This is a genomic window from Micromonospora okii, from assembly GCF_020884795.1.
Classification (GTDB): domain Bacteria; phylum Actinomycetota; class Actinomycetes; order Mycobacteriales; family Micromonosporaceae; genus Micromonospora; species Micromonospora okii.
On sequence record NZ_BBZF01000014.1, the window covers coordinates 303249 to 320826 of the forward strand.

A 17578-nucleotide genomic window follows, 5' to 3' on the forward strand; every position below is an offset into this window, starting at 1 on the left:
GGGTGCGTCAAGACGCCCACCGTGGCGTGCGGAGACCACAAAGAGAAGCGGGCATGGACGTAACCATGCCCGCGTAAACTGCTTTCCACCGCCCCACCCGTGGTGGGACATGGTGGAGCCGAGGGGACTCGAACCCCTGACCCCCACACTGCCAGTGTGGTGCGCTACCAGCTGCGCCACGGCCCCTTGCCTGTCGTCCCCGGTCGCCCGGGCACGGAGAGAACTATACACACGCCCGCCCGCATGGTCATCTCGCGGGGGTCCCCCTCCCGGGGGTCAGTTCAGCGCCACGTCCGGCGGGAAGTGGGCGACGGCTGCCAGCATCCCGCCCTGCCGCCGCAGCACCATCGGCCAGAGGTCGTCGGGCCGGTCGACGAACGCGTCGCCGGGCAGCGCGTCCAGGACGAACCACGAGCCGTCCTCGATCTCCTGCTCCAGTTGGCCGGTGCCCCAGCCGGAGTAGCCGGCGAAGACCCGGATGCCGCCGATGCTCTCCCGCATCCGCTCCGGGTCGGCGGAGAGGTCGATCGTGCCCACGGCGCCGGAGACCTGGTGGAAGCCGCGCAGCCGCTGGCCCGGGGTGCGCATCCGGGCCAGGCAGATCGCCGAGTCCGGCTGGACCGGGCCGCCCTCGAACAGCACCGCCGGGTGCCGCGCGAGGTAGCTCCAGTCGCCCAGCACGTCGACGACCGGCATTTCCGTGGCCCGGTTCAGCACCACGCCCAGCGCCCCACCCGGCTCGTGCGCCACGAGCAGCACCACCGTGCGGTCGAAGTTCGGGTCCTTCAGCGTCGGGGTCGCGACCAGCAGCCGTCCGGTCATCGACTCCATCGCACGCCCGCTGATCGCCTGTTCCTCTCCCTGCGTGTCGGACATCGTCAGTCGCGCGCCGCGAGGTCGGACTTCGGGCTCATCCGTGCTGTCAACGCCATGACTGGCACCATAGCCTGCGGCCGGTGCGGTGGTTAAGGTCTGACCGGTGGTGATCGGGTGGAATCGAGGGAGGCGACGATGAGTCCGACGGCGGACATCGCGGTGATCGGCGGGTCCGGGCTCTACGCCCTGCTCGACGGCGCGACGGAACACCAGGTCGAGACGCCGTACGGGGAGCCGTCGGACGCGGTCACGATCGCCGAGGTGGGTGGCCGTCGGGTCGCCTTCCTGCCCCGGCACGGGCGCGACCACCGGCACCCGCCGCACCTGATCCCGTACCGGGCGAACCTCTGGGCGCTGCGGTCGCTCGGGGTGCGCCAGGTCCTCGCCCCGTGCGCGGTGGGCGGGCTCCGCCCCGAGCTGGGGCCGGGCTCCTTCGTGGTGCCGGACCAGCTCGTCGACCGCACCAGCGGCCGGCCGCAGACCTACTACGACCGGGGCGCGGTGCACGTCACCTTCGCCGACCCGTACTGCCCGGTGGGCCGCCGGACGTTGCTGGACGCGGCGGCGGGCCGGGGGGTGTCGGCGGTCGACGGCGGGACGATGGTGGTCGTGGAGGGGCCGCGCTTCTCCACGCGGGCCGAGTCCCGCTGGTTCACCGCGATCGGCGGGGCGGTGGTCAACATGACCGGGCACCCGGAGGCGGTGCTGGCCCGGGAGCTGGCCCTCTGCTACACGCCGATCGCGCTGGTCACCGACCTCGACGCGGGGGTGGCCGGCGGCGAGTCGGTGACGCAGGAGGAGGTCTTCCGGGTCTTCGGGGAGAACACCGAGCGGCTGCGCGGGGTGCTGCTGGACGCGGTCGCCGCCCTGCCCGCCGAGCGGCACTGCCCGTGCGGGCACGCGCTGGACGGGATCGAGCTGCCCTTCGCCCTCCCCTGAGCCGGGCGGGGCGAATCGCCCGGTAGGCGGGGCTTTTCCCGATAGATTCGGCGGGTGGCAACGGTCCGCGAGACGACCTACGACCTGCTCCGGGCGCTGGGCATGACCACCGTCTTCGGCAACCCCGGCTCCACCGAGGAGCCGTTCCTGGCCGACTTCCCCGCCGACTTCCGCTACGTGCACGCCCTCCAGGAGGCGTCCGCGGTCGCCATGGCCGACGGGTACGCCCAGGCCACCGGCCGCCCCGCGCACGTCAACCTGCACACCGCGCCGGGCCTCGGCAACGGCATGGGCAACCTGGTCACCGCCTGGCACAACCGCACCCCGCTGATCGTCACCGCCGGCCAGCAGACCCGCCGGATGCTGCTGCTCGAACCCCGGCTGGCCAGCCCCCGGGCCGTGGAGCTGAGCCAGCCGTACGTCAAGTGGGCCCACGAGCCGGCCCGCGCCCAGGACATCCCGGCGGCGTTCATGCGGGCGTACGCCACGGCGGTCCAGCCGCCCGCCGGGCCGGTCTTCCTCTCCCTGCCGCTGGACGACTGGGAGCAGCCGGCGGACGGGACGCCCGAGGTGCGCAGCGTGGCCACCCGGTACGCCCCGGACCCGGCCCGGCTGCGGGACTTCGCCGCCGAGGTGGCCGCCAGCCGCTCCCCCGTGCTCGTCCTCGGCGGGGCGGTGGACTCAGCCGGGGCCTGGCCGGCGGCGGTCGCCCTGGCCGAGCGGCTGGCCGCCCCCGTCTGGGCCGCCCCGGCCCCGGAACGGGCCCCGTTCCCCGAGGACCACCCGCACTTCCGGGGCGTCCTGCCGTACGCGATCGGGCCGCTCGGCGAGGCGCTGCGCGGGCACGACACGGTGCTGGTGGTCGGCGCGCCGGTGTTCCGCTACTACCCGCACGTGCCCGGGGAGTACCTGCCGGCCGGCACCCGGCTGCTGCACGTCACCGACGACCCGCAGGAGTCGGCCCGCGCCCCGGTCGGCGACAGCCTGCTGGCCGACCCCGGCCTGGCCCTGGCCGCCCTGGTCGACCTGCTCCCGGCGGCCGACCGCCCGCCCCCGCCGCCCCGCCCCGCGCCGGGGCCGCCCGAGGCCGGCCCGCCGCCGAGCGCGGACGCCCTCTTCGCCGCCCTGGCCCGGCACTGGCCGCCCGACGGGGTGCTGGTGCAGGAGACACCGTCCAACCTGGCCGCGCTGCGCCGCCGGCTGCGGATCACCCGCCCCGCCTCGTACTTCACGATGGCCAGCGGCGGCCTCGGCTTCGGGCTGCCGGCGGCGGTGGGGATCGCGCTCGCCGAGCGGGACACCGGGCGGAACCGGCCCGTGGTCGCCGTGATCGGCGACGGCTCGCTGCACTACTCGGTGCAGGCGCTGTGGACGGCCGCGCGGCTGCGCCTGCCGCTGGCCGTCGTGGTCCCGGTCAACCAGCAGTACGCGATCCTGAAGTCGTTCGCCGAGCTGAAGCACACCCCCGGGGTGCCCGGCCTGGACCTGCCCGGCCTGGACGTCACCGCCGTCGCCCGGGGGTACGGGTGCGCCGCCACGGTCGTCGAGGAGCCCGACCGGCTGGGCGACGCGCTGCGCGCGGCGCTGGCGGCGGACCGGCCCTCCGTGCTGCCGGTGCCGATCAGCACGGAGGTGCCGCCGCTGTTGTGAGGGCCGGCGCGCCGGTTCAGGGGCGCAGGGTCAGCGGGGTGCCCGTGGTCACGTCGAGCACCGTCCGGTCGCCCAGCGGTTCCTTCAGGGTGGCGGTGACCGGCGCGACGACGAGCTGTTCGGTGCAGACGCCGGTGGAGCGGGTGACCCCGCCGCCGACCACCACCACGTCGTCGCCCTCCCACACCAGCGGGGTGATGCCGGTGTCGCAGGCGCCCACGCCGAGCCGCCAGGTGAGCATCGCGCCGTAGACGGCTTCGAGGTCCTGCGCGCCGACGACGCCCTCGGGCACCGGGCTGCCGGGCGGGGTGCCCTTCGGCGGGGCCGTGGGCTTGCCGACGGCGACCCGCGCCACGGGCGAGGTCAGCTCCGCGACGGTGAACAACCACGCGGGCACCTGCGCCTCGCCCCGGCTCGTGCGCACCGGCGCGGTGCCGAGCTTCACGGCGGTGACGGTGAGCGGGATGCAGGCGGTCGCCCCCGGCCCGTTGCTCACCGTGGCGCCGGGGCCGGGCCGGCCGCCGCGCCCGTACGGGCCCTGGCCGGGGGTCGGGCCGTCCGGCCCCGGCTCGACGATCGGGCCGGTGCCCGCCGTGGAGCCGGGCTTCGGCTTGGCGTCCGGGGCGGACGGCCGGCCGCCGCACGGCGGCGGGTCGCCCCGGTCGAGCTGCCGGTACGCCTCGGCCGCGCCGATCAGCGGCACGGAGAGCGTCCCGTCGGAGAACTGGACCGTGCCGTTGGCGGGCCGGGCGGCCGGAATGTCGATCTGCTCGCGGTACCAGCCGTTGTCGAACGCCTGCTGCGTCTCGGGGTTGAAGCCGGGGTCGCCGAGGAGCACGGTGGGCTCCTGCATCGGCACGTAGCCGTCCGTCCACGTCTTACCCGGCCGCCACGCCCCGGCCACCTCGGCGGCCCGCTGGTCGAAGCCCTCCCAGCGCTTACTGGGGGTGGGGGTGCCGGTCGGCCCGGTTTCGGCCGGCGCACAGCCGACCGCGACAGCCAAGAGGGGAAGGCCCAGCAGGGCGAGTGTTCGACGCATGTCTCTTCGACGCGTCCGGCTCCGCCCCGGTTCCCCACCATCAGGGGCCGGACATGACGATGCGCCCCGGCCGTTGGCCGGGGCGCATCGGGTGGTGGAGGTGCCGGGAATCGAACCCGGGTCCTTCGCCGGTTTGTCAGGGCTTCTCCGAGCGCAGCTCGCTGTGCCTCTACTCGGCCCCTCCGATCACGCGAGCGAGTCGGTGTGACGGGCCCAGTCGCTGATTGATCTCGCCGCACGGACCCCGCGACCGGGTCCGGTTGGCCAGCCTTCTAGCTGATGCCGGCTACTGGGTCGAAGGCGCTCCCAGGCCGACAGACTTAGCTACTCGCCTCAGGCGGCGAGAGCGAAGTCAGCGCGATTGTTCTTGGCGCTTATAAGTTTCCGACGACCGATTCTCGAGACGACGTCGGCTTCCTCGGCTCGCTTCCCCTGCCGCAACGTACGAAGTCGAAACCAGTCACCCCCTCGACGGGCCGCCCCTGTCGGCGGCACCACCAAGCCTAACGCCTACCGCAACGGGTTTCATCCCGAGCCCCGCCCCGGCGCGCCGAGGCGGACGAACGGGACGAATCAGTCGTCCATGCCCTTGCCGCGCCGGCCGGCGGCACGGGCGATCTCCCGGTCCGCGTCCCGCTTGGCGAGGTCCTGCCGCTTGTCGTACGACTTCTTGCCCTTGGCGAGGGCGATCTCCACCTTCGCCCAGCCGTCGGAGAAGTAGACCTGCAACGGGACCATCGTGAGGCCGCCCTCGCGGGTCTTGCCGATCAGCCGGTCGATCTCCAGCCGCTTGAGCAGCAGCTTGCGGGTGCGCCGGGGCTCGTGGTTGGTCCAGGTGCCCTGGGTGTACTCGGGGATGTGCATACCGTGCAGGTACAGCTCGCCGTTGCGCTCCTGGGCGAACGCGTCGACCAGTGACGCCCGCCCCGCGCGCAGCGACTTGACCTCGGTGCCGGTCAGCGCCATGCCTGCCTCGTACGTGTCGAGAATGGCGTAGTCGTGACGCGCCTTCTTGTTGGAGGCGACGACCTTGCGCCCCTTCTCCCGTGGCATCTCCCGGCACCTCCCCTCGTGCTGCCCCGGCCCGCCGGGCCGGAACTCGTGCCGCCCCGGCGCGGGGGCCGGAAGCGGAGATCATGCTACCCGAACGACAAGGGCCCTCCGGCGCGGATTATTCCGCGCCGGAGGGCCCTCACTGCCGCCGCAGGACCCGGAGGGCGACTAGACGCGCAGGTAGAACCGGAGCGTGATCCAGCCGGTGACGGCGCTGACCACAGCGCCCACGCCGGCCATGACCGGGAAGATCAGGAAGATGTCGCCCCAGCTCACCGGGGAGAACAGCCCTTGCAACGCGCTCAGCGAGCCGTCGAAGAGGAAGAACTTCAGGCCGATCAGGGCCGCCAGGGCGACCACCGAGCCGATCAGGCCGGCGACCACGGCCTCCAGCACGAACGGCGCCTGGATGAACCAGTTCGACGCGCCGACCAGCTTCATGACCGCCACCTCGCGGCGCTTGCTGTACGCGGCCACCTGGATGGTGTTGGCGACCAGCAGCAGGGCGGCGATGGCCATCGCGATCGCGCCGGCCAGGGCGATGTTCTGCACGGCGCCGAAGAGGTCGAAGATCTTGTCCAGCAGGCGGCTCTGGTCGACGATCTCGTCGACGCCCGCCTCGCCCTTGTACTGGTCGTAGATGCCCTTGTACTGCTCGGGGTTGACCAGCGTGAGCCGGAACGACTCGGGAAGCTGGTCCGGCTTCACGGCGCTGACCAGGTCCGGCGCGTCCTGGTACATCTCCTGGAAGCGCTTGTACGCCTCGGCCTTGTCGACGTAGATGACCTCCTTCACCAGGGAGTCACCCTTGAGCTTGGCTTCCAGGTCGGTGCGCTCCTGCTCGGTGACCTCCCCCTTGAGGAAGATCGAGACCTGGATGTTCTTGTAGTACAGGTCCTTCATGTCGTCGACCTTGCTGTACACCAGGCCGCTGACACCGAGCATGGTCAACGACACGGCCAGCGTGATGATCATCGCGATGGTCATGGTGACGTTGCGCCACAGTCCGACCAGTACCTCGGACAGGACGTATTTCACGCGCATCGGGAATTCCTCCGGGTCTCCGGCGTGAGGTGGTCGTCGTCAGGCTGCACAGGGGTGGAGCGGGTGCTCACCCGTAGACGCCCCGGGCCTGGTCGCGCACGATGCGGCCGCTCTCGATCTCGACGACCCGGCGGCGCATCTGGTTCACGATGTTGGAGTCGTGCGTGACCATCACGACGGTGGTTCCGGTGCGGTTGATCCGGTCCAGCAGGCGCATGATCTCGATCGAGGTGTCCGGGTCCAGGTTTCCGGTCGGCTCGTCCGCGAGCAGGATCAGCGGACGGTTCACGAACGCCCGCGCGACGGCCACCCGCTGCTGCTCACCACCGGAGAGCTCGTGCGGGTAGCGGTGCTCCTTGCCACCGAGCCCCACCAACTCCAGCACCTCGGGCACGACCCGGCGGGCCACCGCCTTGGTCTTGCCGATCACCTCGAGGGCGAACGCCACGTTCTCGTACGCGGTGCGGTTGGGCAGCAGCCGGAAGTCCTGGAAGACGCAGCCGATGGAGCGGCGGAAGTGCGGTCGCTTCCACGAGCGCATCGAGGTGACGTCCTTGCTGTTGACGATGACCCGTCCCTTGTTGGGGGTCACCTCGTGCAGCAGCAGCTTGATGATCGTGGACTTGCCGGAGCCGGATGGGCCGATGAAGAAGACGAACTCGCCCTTCTCGATCGAGACGGACACGTTGTCGAGCGAAGGCCGGGACGCCTTCGGGTACGTCTTCGTCACTTGCTCAAGCTGAATCACGGGTGGTGAGTCTACGCGGTGTAACTAGCGAGCCAAGCCCCCAGGCCCGGTGAAGCGGGGCGCGTCATCGAAACAGCCGGTGGCCGGGAGATCGATGACGCGCTCCGCCCATGCGTGATCACGCAGCGTCGCCGGCGAGCTGACGCTGCTTGCGCCAACGGATTCCGGCCTCGATGAAGCCGTCCAGCTCGCCGTCGAAGACGGCGCTCGGGTTCCCCGTCTCCTGCTCGGTGCGCAGATCCTTCACCATCTGATACGGGTGCAGCACGTACGAGCGCATCTGGTCGCCCCACGAGCCGGCGGCGTCGGTCTTCAGGCCCTCCAGCTTGGCCTGTTCCTCCTGCCGCTTGCGCTCCAGCAGTCGGGACTGGAGCACGCGCATCGCGGACGCCTTGTTCTGGAGCTGGGACTTCTCGTTCTGGCAGGTGACCACGATGCCGGTGGGAATGTGGGTGAGCCGCACGGCCGAGTCGGTGGTGTTGACGCTCTGCCCGCCCGGCCCGGAGGAGCGGTATACGTCCACCCGCATCTCGTTCTCGGGGATGTCGATGTGGTCGGTCTGCTCGGTGACCGGCAGCACCTCCACGCCCGCGAAGCTGGTCTGCCGGCGGCCCTGGTTGTCGAACGGGCTGATCCGCACGAGCCGGTGGGTGCCGGACTCCACGCTGAGCGTGCCGTAGGCGTACGGGACCTTGACCGCGAAGGTCGCGGACTTCAGGCCCGCCTCCTCGGCGTACGAGGTCTCGTAGACCTCGGTCGGGTAGCCGTGCCGCTCGGCCCAGCGCAGGTACATCCGCAGCAGCATCTCTGCGAAGTCGGCCGCGTCCACCCCGCCCGCGCCGGCCCGGATCGCCACCAGCGCCTCCCGCGAGTCGTACTCGCCGGAGAGCAGGGTGCGGACCTCCATCTCCTGGATGGCCTTGGTGAGCCCGCCGATCTCGGTCTCCACCTCGGCGAGCACCCCGGGGTCGTCCTCGGCCTCGGCCAGCTCCAGCAGCACCCGGGCGTCGTCGAGCCGGGAGCGCAGGCTGCCCAGCCTGGAGATCTCGCCGTTGACGTACGAGAGCTGGGAGGTCACCTGCTGCGCCTTGGCCTGGTCGTCCCACAGGTCGGGCGCGGAGGCCTGCTCCTCGAGCCGGGCCTTGTCCTCGCGCAACCGGTCGAGGTCGAGCACGGCCTCGATGTTGCGCAGGGTGGCGTCGAGTTCCTTGAGCTGTTCGGCGTAATCGGCAGCGGTCACGACAGACAAGCGTACTGCGAGAACGACGAGCGGGCGTGGGAGCCCCGCGGTCACGTGCCGGAACCCTCCCGGCGAGGGGTGCCCGGGGGCGGGGCTCCCCCACGCGCGGCCCGATGGCGGGGGTGGCGGGCCGCGCGGGGGATCAGCCGACCGGCGCGGTCTTCAGCCAGGAGAGGGCGGCCTTGTGGTACGCGACGGCGAACTCCAACGCGCTGGCGTCGAAGGTCTCGCCCTCCTTCTTGGCGTTCTTCACCTGCTCACGCACCCGGGCGAGGGCCTCGGTGTGGTATTCGTTGGCGGTGGCCTGAAGGTTGCGTAGCTGGTTGGCCGAGTGCAGGTTGCCGAAGGCTATCCGCAGGGCGATCGGGTTGCGGATGGTGTCCCGCCCCGGGTCCTCGGCCAGCCACCGGGAGAACGTCCGCTTCCCGGCCGCGGTGATCGCGTACGGCTGGCTCGACCGGGGGCCGGGCTTGCCCAGCCGCACCAGGCCGCGCTCGGCCAGCACCGGCAACTCGCGGTAGACCTGACTGCGGGTCATCGACCAGTACGGGGCGAGCTTGCGCTCGGCGGCGGCCATGAGTTGACCGCCTGTCATCGGGCCCTCGTGAAGCAGCCCGAGAAGGGCTGCCGCTGTGGGGTTGACTCCGGATTCCGCCATGCCCATTACGCTGCCACTTTGCCGACCCGCCGTCCAGGATTTGCCATTTTCGCCACCCTGAGGGCTTCCTAAGTGCACTGTCGGCGGACGACAGTCCGCAGAGGGTTTCGTCACGCGGCGTACACAAACGTCAGGAAGGGCCCCCTGCCGGGTCGAAAACGGTGGCAGGGGGCCCTTCCGCACAGCTCAGTGCATGTGGGGGTAGGTGTGGTCCGTCGGGGGGACGAAGGTCTCCTTGATCGTCCGGGGGGAGATCCAGCGGACCAGGTTGTGCCAGGAGCCGGCCTTGTCGTTGGTGCCGCTGGCCCGCGCGCCGCCGAAGGGCTGCTGCCCGACCACCGCGCCGGTCGGCTTGTCGTTGATGTAGAAGTTGCCGGCCGCGTACCGCATCCGCTCGGCCACCGCGTCGACCACCCGGCGGTCGGTGGCGAAGATCGACCCGGTCAGCGCGTACGGGGCGATCGACTCGGCCTGGTGGACCACCTCGTCGAAGCGGGCGTCGTCGAAGACGTGCACGCCGAGGATCGGCCCGAAGTACTCGGTGGTGAACGTCTCGTGCGCGGCGTCGGAGCACTCGAACAGGGTCGGCCGGACGAAGTAGCCGACCGAGTCGTCGGCGGTGCCGCCGGCCAGCACGGTGCAGGCGTCGTCGCCGTTGATCAGCTCCAGGGCGGCGGTGTGCCGGTCGAACGCCTTCGAGTCGATCACCGCGCCGCCGAAGTTGGCGAAGTCGGTGACGTCGCCGTAGGTCAGCGAGTCCGCGGTGGCGGCCAGCCGGTCGCGCAGCCCGCCCTCCCACAGCGACCGGGGCACGTACGCCCGGGACGCGGCCGAGCACTTCTGCCCCTGGTACTCGTACGCGCCCCGGATCAGCGCGGTGTGCAGCGCGTCGACGTCGGCGCTGGCGTGCGCCACCACGAAGTCCTTGCCGCCGGTCTCGCCCACAAGGCGGGGGTAGCCCCGGTAGCCGGCGATGTTCTCCCCGACGCTCCGCCACAGGTGCTGGAAGACCTTGGTGGAGCCGGTGAAGTGGATGCCGGCCAGGTCGGGGTCGGCGAGCACCACGTCGGAGACCTCCTCGCCGCGCCCGGTGACCATGTTGATCACGCCGGGGGGCAGGCCGGCCGCCTCGAACAGCCGCATGGTGAAGTGCGCGGCGAACTGCTGCGTGGGGGCCGGCTTCCAGACCACGGTGTTGCCCAGCAGCGCCGGGGCCGCCGGCAGGTTGGCGGCGATGGCGGTGAAGTTGAACGGGGTGACCGCGTAGACGAAGCCCTCCAGGGGGCGGTGGTCGAGCCGGTTCCACACCCCCGGCGAGGAGATCGGCTGCTCCTCCAGCAGGCCCCGGGCGAAGTGCACGTTGAAGCGCAGGAAGTCGATCAGCTCGCAGGCCGCGTCGATCTCGGCCTGGACGGCGGTCTTCGACTGGCCGAGCATGGTGGCCGCGTTGAGGGTGTCCCGCCACGGGCCGGAGAGCAGCTCGGCGGCGCGCAGGAAGATCGCCGCGCGCTCCGCGAAGGGCAGCGCCCGCCACGCCGGGGCGGCCTCCTTCGCGGCGGCGACGGCGGCGCGGGCGTCGTCGTGGGTGGCGTGGCCGGTGACGCCGAGCACGTGGGCGTGCCGGTGCGGCTGCACCACGTCGATCGGGTCGCCGCCGGCCATCCGCTGCTCGCCGGCGATGGTCATCGGCAGGTCGATGCGCTCGGCGGCCAGCTCGGTCAGGCGTCGTTGGAGCCGCTCCCGATCGGCGCTGCCGGGCTCGTAGTCGCGGACCTGCTCGTTGCGCGGCTCGGGTACGGAGAACACGGCGTCCATCAGCGCTCCTGGCGATCTCGACAGCGGTGGCGAAACCGGACCCGCGGGCGCCGGCCGGGCGGCCGGGCACCGGGCGTCGCGCGCGTGATTGGGCGCGACGGCGGGACCTGCCCCGATTCTTTCACGGCTCCCCCCGCCCCGGACCGCATCCCTCGGCCCCTTCTTTCGAATCTTCACCGCCGATAGCAACCCAGGCCGGAAAGCGTCGGTCGGGCCGCCTTCCGGCCCGTCGATCCGTCGCCCCGGTCCTGCTCCCCGGCCTGGCCGGCGGTGGGCGGCGGCCTCTCGTGGGCCGCTCGGGCGGCCGGGGGCCGGGCGGCGCGTACCCTGGATGGCCGGTGACCAGCCCACCGCGTCCCGGCAGCGCCGACGCGGGCCGGGCGCCCGTCGAAGGGAAGACGATGAGCAACCAGCCCGGCAGCTCCACGGCCGCGGAGCCGGACCAGCCGGCGAAGGCCGCCCCGGCCGCCGAGCCGGAGACCGGAGCAGAGCCGGAGGCCGCCGCCGAGCCGGAGGCCGCCGAGCCCGTCCCCGCCGGCGCGGGCCCGTCGCCGGTGCGCGCCCCCGGGGCGGTCGTGCTCGCGCCGCTGGCGGTGGCCTGGCTGGCCGCGATGCTCTGGTCCACCCGGGAGGCGATCACCTCCGCCCAGGCCGGGCTCACCGCGATCAGCCTGTCGGCGTTCGCGCTGCCAGGGGTGATCTCGGCCGCACTGGTGGCCGGCGCGGCGGTCGCCCTGGCGGTGACGAACCTGCTGGCCCGGCGCGGCGTCGACCGGGCCACCCCGCGCTTCGCGGTCGCGGTCGGCACCGGCCTGCTGGTCGGCCTCGCCACCGCCGTGGCGATCAACCTGACGTACTTCGACAACGCGACCACCAACGTCATCGCCGGCACGGCCGCCGCCGCGGCCATCATCGGCGGCGCGGTGGCCGGGGCCGGGAACGCGCGGGTGGCCGGCGCGACGGTCACCGCCACCCTCGGCGCGCTGGTCTTCGTGGTGGCGTTCAGCGGGGCCCGGGACCCGCTGTTCGACCTGTTCGGCGCGGGCGACACCCAGGAGTCGCTGTTCGGCGCGGCCAAGTGGGTGTCGCGCACCGAGTCCCTGCTCGCCGGCCTGCTGGCCGGGCTGCTCGCCTTCGCCTACCTGAGCTGGGGCCGGCGCCAGGCGGAGCGGCACGACCCGGCCGCGCCCGCCCCCCGCTGGCCCGGCTACCTGCTGGCCGGCGCCGGGCCGGGCCTGCTCCTGCTGGTCGCCGAGGTGATCATCCGGGTCGGCGGGCGCTCCCTGCTCGACCTGGCCGCCGCGCTGAGCGAGGCGGACGCGGTCGCCCAGACCTCGCTCGGGACCTCCCGCATCGACAACGCCATCTGGGTGCTCTTCGTGGGCGCGCTCACCGCGCTGATCGCCTTCGGCCGCACGCTCGGCCCGGCGGCCGGGCACGACGCCGAGGACGAGGCGGTGGCGGAGGCCGACCGCTGACGGTCGGCTGAGCGGAACCGGCCGAGGCCACGCCGGGTGAGCGGAACCGGCCGGGACCACGCCGCTGAGCGGGACCGGCCGGGGGCACGCCGGGTGAGCGGAGCGGGACCGGCCGGGGGGCCACGCCGGGTGAGCGGGGCCGGCCGGGCCGGCGGCTGAGGGCTGGCGGGGACGGCGGCGCGCGGGCCGCTCAGGAGGCCGCGCGGAGCAGCTCGTCCAGCTCGGTCACGTCGTACCACTCCAGCTCGTGGTCCTCGGCGCCGTCGACGGTGAACTGGGCGTCCTCGTCCCCGGCCAGCGCCTCGGCGGCCACCAGGGCGGCGGCGGCCACGTCGTCGCGCGCGTCGTCGCCGTCGACGTGCAGCGCGGCGACGGCCGTCACCGGCACCGGGCGCGCCAGCCGGACCGCGCTGGAGCCGAGCACGTCGTCCGTGCGGCGCAGCGCCGAGGCGGGCACGTCGACCGAGACGACCGCCCGGCGGCGGGGCGCGGCCGGGTCGTCCCGCAGCAGGAACAGGGCGTCCTGGGCGGCCCGGGTGAACGCGACGTACTCCAGCTCCTCCTCGTCGCCCTCGGCGTACCACTCCCGCAGGGCGGGGGTCACGGCGTGCGCGTCGGTCTCGGGCAGCCCCTGCTCCGGCAGGCGGGCCAGCATGGGCACGATCGCCGGCACGTACACCCGGACAAGCTCGTCGGTCACCGGTGTCTCCCCTGCTCCGCCCTCGGGCGGCGCGCGCCGGCCCGGGCGCCGATCATGCCGTACGCCGTGACCGTCATACACCGCGCACCCGCCCGACGGGAAGTTGCCGCGCGGACGGGCGGGCGCGCCGGAGGGGCGGCGTTGTCGGCAGCGGGTGGCAAACTGAAGCAAACGACCCCAACCCCGGGAGTTTCCGTGGAGCCGAGGTTCCTGCTGCTCTCCGACGTGGCCGCCGAGCTGAACGTCTCGGACTCGCAGGTCTACCACATGGTGCGCAGCGGCGAGCTGCCGGCGATCAAGGTCGGCGGGCGGGGGCAGTGGCGGGTGGAGCGCGCCCGCCTGGAGGAGTACATCCAGCGCAAGTACGACGAGACAGCCGAGTGGATCCGGGGGAACCCGCTGACCGACCGCGACCCGGAGTAGCGGCCAGCGCACGGCTCGCCATTGACCGGGGCCGCCTCATGGCTGAGAATCGAAGCTGTCGGAGGCAAACGAAGGCAAACGCAAGCTTCAAGGCCGAGACGGCACTGAGGCCAACGCGAGCATCGGGGGTAGCGATGACCGATTCCCGTCGTCCCGGGCCCGCGCGTCCCCCGGTCCGCCTGCGGCCCGCGCCGCCGATCGACCCGCCGTTCGTCGAGGAGCCGGCCGAGGGTTGGCCCCGCCCGGTCGCCGCCCAACTCGCCCTCGACCTGTTCGAGGCGCACCGGCGCGCCCCGTCCCACCCTGGGCGGCGACCGCACGACCCGGGCCCCGCCCCCGGCGGCCCCGGCCGGTCCGCGCCGACCGCCCCGCCGCCGTTGGCGCTGGTCACCGCCACTCCCGAGGCCACCCGCGCCGCCCAACGGTTCGTCGCCACCTGCCTGGAGATCCTCAACGGCTACCGGCCGCTCGGGCAGATCCGCCCGATGAGCGAGCTCGCCCGGTCGGCGGAGGTGGTGCAGGAGTTGACCCGGGCCGCCGCCCGCACCGGCCCGGTGCGCCGCCGCTCGACCCGCCCCACCGTGCGGCTGCGCCGGCTGCGGGTCTGCGAGCCCCGCCCGGCGGCCGTGGAGGCCGCCGCCGTCCTGGCCGGCGGCGCCGGCCGCACCTGGGCGATGGCGCTGCGCCTGGAGCACCGGCGGGGCCGCTGGCTCTGCGTGGCCATGCAGGTCCTCTGACAAGAGACGGAGCCCGCCCCAGTGGGGCGGGCTCCGTCGCGACGGGCTCCGGTGATCAAGAGCTTTGCGTCAGGGGACGGCCCGGATCTGACGCGAAGCTCTTGATCGACGCGGGAACAGGGGGTCAGGCCGGGGGGTTGGCGGCGCCGTGGCAGCGCTTGTACTTGCGGCCGGAGCCGCACGGGCAGGGGGCGTTGCGGGACGGGCCGCCGGTCTCCGTCTGGCCCGGGGTCGCCCGGCGGGCGGAGGCGGCGGCGACGGCCTGGCCGCTGCCGCCGAACGCGGCGGGGACGCGGGGCGCCTCCGGCTCCTTCGGGGCCGCCGGCCGGGCGGCCCGCTCCGGGCGGCCGGCCGGCGCCGGGGGCGCCTGCTCGTCGACACGCTCGACGTCGACCCCGCTGCGGCCGGCCTCGCCGTCGACGGTCGGCGCGGAGTACTGCAGGCCCTGCTGCTGGGGGGCGCGGCCCAGGCCCTTGGCCCGGATCTCGACCGGCTTCTCCAGGAGTTGGACCTCCTCGGCCTCCGGCTCGGGCTGCTCGACCTGGACCTCCAGGTTGTAGAGGAAGCCGACCGTCTCCTCCTTGATGCCGTCCATCATGGTGGCGAACATGTCGAAGCCCTCGCGCTGGTACTCCACCACCGGGTCGCGCTGGGCGTACGCCCGCAGGCTGATGCCCTCCTGGAGGTAGTCCATCTCGTAGAGGTGCTCGCGCCACTTGCGGTCGATGACCTGGAGCAGCACCATCCGCTCGAGCTGGCGCGTCCCCTCCTCGCCGAGCTGCTCCTCCCGCCGGGCGTACGCGGCGTGCGCGTCCTCCTTCAGGCGGGAGAGCAGGTAGTCCTGGTCGATGCCGGCCCGGGAGCCGACCTCCTCCTCCAGCTCGTCCAGGGTGATGCCCACCGGGTAGAGCTGCTTGAGGCTGGCGAAGAGCTGCTCAAGGTCCCAGTCCTCGGCGTAGCCGTCGCTGGTGGCGCCCACGACGTACGCGGTGACCACGTCGTCGATCATGTTGGTGACCTGGTCCGAGAGGTCCTCGCCGTTGAGCACCCGGAGGCGCTCGGCGTAGATGACCTGGCGCTGCTTGTTGAGCACCTCGTCGTACTTCAGGACGTTCTTGCGGATCTCGGCGTTCTGGCCCTCGATCTGGGCCTGGGCGCCCTTGATCTGGCGGGTGACCATCTTCGACTCGATGGGCACGTCCTCGGGGATGTTGAAGCGGTCCATCACCGCCTCGACCGCGCCGGCCCGGAACCGCTTCATCAGCTCGTCCTGCAACGACAGGTAGAAGCGGGACTCGCCCGGGTCACCCTGCCGGCCGGCCCGGCCGCGGAGCTGGTTGTCGATCCGCCGGGACTCGTGCCGCTCGGTGCCCAGCACGTAGAGGCCGCCGGCGGCGGCCACCTCCTCCGCCTCGGCGTCGCAGGCCTGCTTCCACTTCGGCAGGACCTCCTCCATCGCCTTGGCGTACTCCTCCTCCTGCTCCACCGGGTCGAGACCGCGCTGGCGCAGCTCGTTGGCGGCGAGGAACTCGGCGTTGCCGCCGAGCAGGATGTCCGTGCCACGGCCGGCCATGTTGGTGGCCACGGTGACCGCGCCCTTGCGCCCGGCCTGGGCGACGATCTCGGCCTCCCGGGCGTGGAACTTGGCGTTCAGCACCGAGTGCGGGATGCCCCGGCGGCGCAGGAGCTGCGAGATGATCTCGGAGTTCTCCACCGAGACGGTGCCGACCAGCACCGGCTGGCCGGCCTGGTGCCGCTCGGCGATGTCCTCCACGACGGCGTTGAACTTGGCCTTCTCGGTCTTGTAGATGACGTCGGCCCGGTCGAGGCGGACCATCGGCCGGTGGGTCGGGATGGTGACCACGCCGACCTTGTAGACCTTGTTGAACTCGCCCGCCTCGGTCTGGGCCGTGCCGGTCATGCCGGAGAGCTTCTCGTAGAGGCGGAAGTAGTTCTGGAGGGTGATCGTGGCGAGGGTCTGGTTCTCCTGCTTGATCTCCACCCCCTCCTTGGCCTCGATCGCCTGGTGCATGCCCTCGTTGTAGCGGCGGCCGTGCAGCACGCGCCCGGTGAACTCGTCGACGATCAGGACCTCGCCGTCGGTGACGATGTAGTCCTTGTCGCGCTTGTAGAGCTCCTTGGCCTTGATCGCGTTGTTGAGGTAACCCACGAGGGGGGTGTTCACCGACTCGTAGAGGTTGTCGATGCCGAGCCGGTCCTCCACCTTGGCCACGCCGCGCTCGGTCACCGCGATCGTGCGCTTGGCGTAGTCGACCTCGTAGTCGCCCTCGCCGTCCTTGCCCGACTGGAGGCGGGCGACGACGCCGGCGAACTCGCCGTACCAGCGGGCCGAGTGCTCGGCCGGGCCGGAGATGATCAGCGGCGTGCGGGCCTCGTCGATCAGGATGGAGTCGACCTCGTCGACCACCGCGAAGTTGTGGCCCCGCTGCACCAACTCGTCCTTCGACCAGGCCATGTTGTCGCGCAGGTAGTCGAAGCCGAACTCGTTGTTGGTGCCGTAGGTGATGTCGCACTCGTACGCGGCGCGGTGCTCGCTGGCCGGCCGGTTGGGCAGCACCACGCCGACGGTCAGGCCGAGGAACTCGTGCACCCGGCCCATCCAGGCGGCGTCGCGCTGGGCCAGGTAGTCGTTGACCGTGACCACGTGCACGCCCTTGCCGGACAGCGCGTTGAGGTAGACCGCCATGACCGAGGTCAGGGTCTTGCCCTCGCCGGTCTTCATCTCGGCGATGTTGCCGAAGTGCAGCGCCGCGCCACCCATCACCTGGACGTCGTACGGCCGCTGGCCGAGCACCCGGGCCGCCGCCTCGCGCACCGTGGCGAACGCCTCCGGCAGCAGGTCGTCGAGGGTCTCACCGTCGGCGAGGCGCTCCCGGTACTGATCGGTCAGCCCCCGCAGCTCGGCGTCGGTGAGGTTGACGTAGTCGTCCTCGATCGAGTTGACGGCGGCGGCGATGGCCTTCAGCCTGCGCACCATGCGGCCCTCGCCCGCGCGGAGGACCTTTTCCAGAATCGACACGGATCAACGCTCCCCTAGACAGTCTCGAACCATCGTAGGCGCTCAGTCGCCCGAATGGTCACTGGTGGCGGCGGTCTCATCGGCGGAAACCGACATAACACTCGGACCGCGGGCCCGCCGGGCGGATATCGGTTACGC

15 protein-coding genes, 1 tRNA gene and 1 other RNA gene are annotated in these 17578 nt (G+C 72.5%); 5 read left to right on the forward strand and 12 right to left on the reverse strand.

Annotation, left to right across the window (positions count from 1 at the left end):
- Window positions 1–110: 110 nt before the first annotated feature.
- Window positions 111–186: transfer RNA gene (locus tag LPU43_RS07965), tRNA-Ala, on the reverse strand.
- A gap of 90 nt (window positions 187–276) precedes the next feature.
- Window positions 277–876: a YqgE/AlgH family protein gene (locus tag LPU43_RS07970; RefSeq protein WP_229399610.1), complete on the reverse strand. Its 600-nt coding sequence runs from the start codon at window positions 874–876 to the stop codon at window positions 277–279.
- A gap of 135 nt (window positions 877–1011) precedes the next feature.
- On the opposite strand from LPU43_RS07970, the gene LPU43_RS07975 reads away from it, so the two are divergent.
- Complete coding sequence (locus tag LPU43_RS07975) at window positions 1012–1815, forward strand: S-methyl-5'-thioadenosine phosphorylase (RefSeq protein WP_229399611.1); 804 nt, start codon at window positions 1012–1014, stop codon at window positions 1813–1815.
- 54 nt (window positions 1816–1869) lie between these two features.
- A complete protein-coding gene (gene mdlC, locus LPU43_RS07980; protein ID WP_229399612.1) occupies window positions 1870–3465 on the forward strand; it encodes a benzoylformate decarboxylase in 1596 nt (531 codons plus the stop codon).
- A gap of 16 nt (window positions 3466–3481) precedes the next feature.
- Here the strand turns inward: mdlC and LPU43_RS07985 are convergent, their stop codons facing one another.
- From LPU43_RS07985 to pruA, 8 genes are all read right to left on the reverse strand, one after another.
- Entirely contained in the window at window positions 3482–4504 is a 1023-nt protein-coding gene (locus LPU43_RS07985) for a hypothetical protein (protein WP_229399613.1), read from the reverse strand.
- A 92-nt stretch (window positions 4505–4596) separates the two neighbouring features.
- Window positions 4597–4972, reverse strand: a transfer-messenger RNA (tmRNA) gene (gene ssrA, locus LPU43_RS07990).
- A 105-nt stretch (window positions 4973–5077) separates the two neighbouring features.
- Window positions 5078–5557, reverse strand: coding sequence for an SsrA-binding protein SmpB (gene smpB, locus LPU43_RS07995; RefSeq protein WP_091293028.1), 480 nt, complete (start codon window positions 5555–5557; stop codon window positions 5078–5080).
- 168 nt (window positions 5558–5725) lie between these two features.
- Window positions 5726–6601 (reverse strand): permease-like cell division protein FtsX, encoded by an 876-nt coding sequence (gene ftsX / locus LPU43_RS08000; RefSeq protein WP_229399614.1) that lies wholly within the window; start codon window positions 6599–6601, stop codon window positions 5726–5728.
- A gap of 67 nt (window positions 6602–6668) precedes the next feature.
- Window positions 6669–7349: a cell division ATP-binding protein FtsE gene (gene ftsE, locus LPU43_RS08005; RefSeq protein WP_043962078.1), complete on the reverse strand. Its 681-nt coding sequence runs from the start codon at window positions 7347–7349 to the stop codon at window positions 6669–6671.
- Between the two features lie 118 nt (window positions 7350–7467).
- Window positions 7468–8589, reverse strand: coding sequence for a peptide chain release factor 2 (gene prfB, locus LPU43_RS08010; RefSeq protein ID WP_229399615.1), 1122 nt, complete (start codon window positions 8587–8589; stop codon window positions 7468–7470).
- Between the two features lie 142 nt (window positions 8590–8731).
- Window positions 8732–9247: a PadR family transcriptional regulator gene (locus LPU43_RS08015; protein WP_229399616.1), complete on the reverse strand. Its 516-nt coding sequence runs from the start codon at window positions 9245–9247 to the stop codon at window positions 8732–8734.
- Window positions 9248–9433: 186 nt separating this feature from the next.
- Window positions 9434–11062, reverse strand: a complete 1629-nt coding sequence (gene pruA / locus LPU43_RS08020; protein ID WP_229399617.1) for an L-glutamate gamma-semialdehyde dehydrogenase — start codon at window positions 11060–11062, stop codon at window positions 9434–9436.
- A 401-nt stretch (window positions 11063–11463) separates the two neighbouring features.
- Between pruA and LPU43_RS08025 the strand changes: the two genes are divergently transcribed.
- Window positions 11464–12540: a hypothetical protein gene (locus LPU43_RS08025; RefSeq protein ID WP_229399883.1), complete on the forward strand. Its 1077-nt coding sequence runs from the start codon at window positions 11464–11466 to the stop codon at window positions 12538–12540.
- 190 nt (window positions 12541–12730) lie between these two features.
- On the opposite strand, the gene LPU43_RS08030 is transcribed toward LPU43_RS08025, so the two are convergent.
- On the reverse strand, window positions 12731–13240 hold the full coding sequence (locus tag LPU43_RS08030; RefSeq protein ID WP_229399618.1) for a DUF6912 family protein: 510 nt from the start codon (window positions 13238–13240) through the stop codon (window positions 12731–12733).
- Window positions 13241–13435: 195 nt separating this feature from the next.
- Here LPU43_RS08030 and LPU43_RS08035 point away from each other — a divergent pair, with 195 nt between their 5' ends.
- Complete coding sequence (locus LPU43_RS08035) at window positions 13436–13663, forward strand: helix-turn-helix domain-containing protein (protein WP_229399619.1); 228 nt, start codon at window positions 13436–13438, stop codon at window positions 13661–13663.
- 134 nt (window positions 13664–13797) lie between these two features.
- Window positions 13798–14400: an Rv3235 family protein gene (locus LPU43_RS08040; RefSeq protein ID WP_229399620.1), complete on the forward strand. Its 603-nt coding sequence runs from the start codon at window positions 13798–13800 to the stop codon at window positions 14398–14400.
- 124 nt (window positions 14401–14524) lie between these two features.
- Here the strand turns inward: LPU43_RS08040 and secA are convergent, their stop codons facing one another.
- On the reverse strand, window positions 14525–17440 hold the full coding sequence (gene secA / locus LPU43_RS08045) for a preprotein translocase subunit SecA (RefSeq protein ID WP_229399621.1): 2916 nt from the start codon (window positions 17438–17440) through the stop codon (window positions 14525–14527).
- Window positions 17441–17578: the final 138 nt, after the last annotated feature.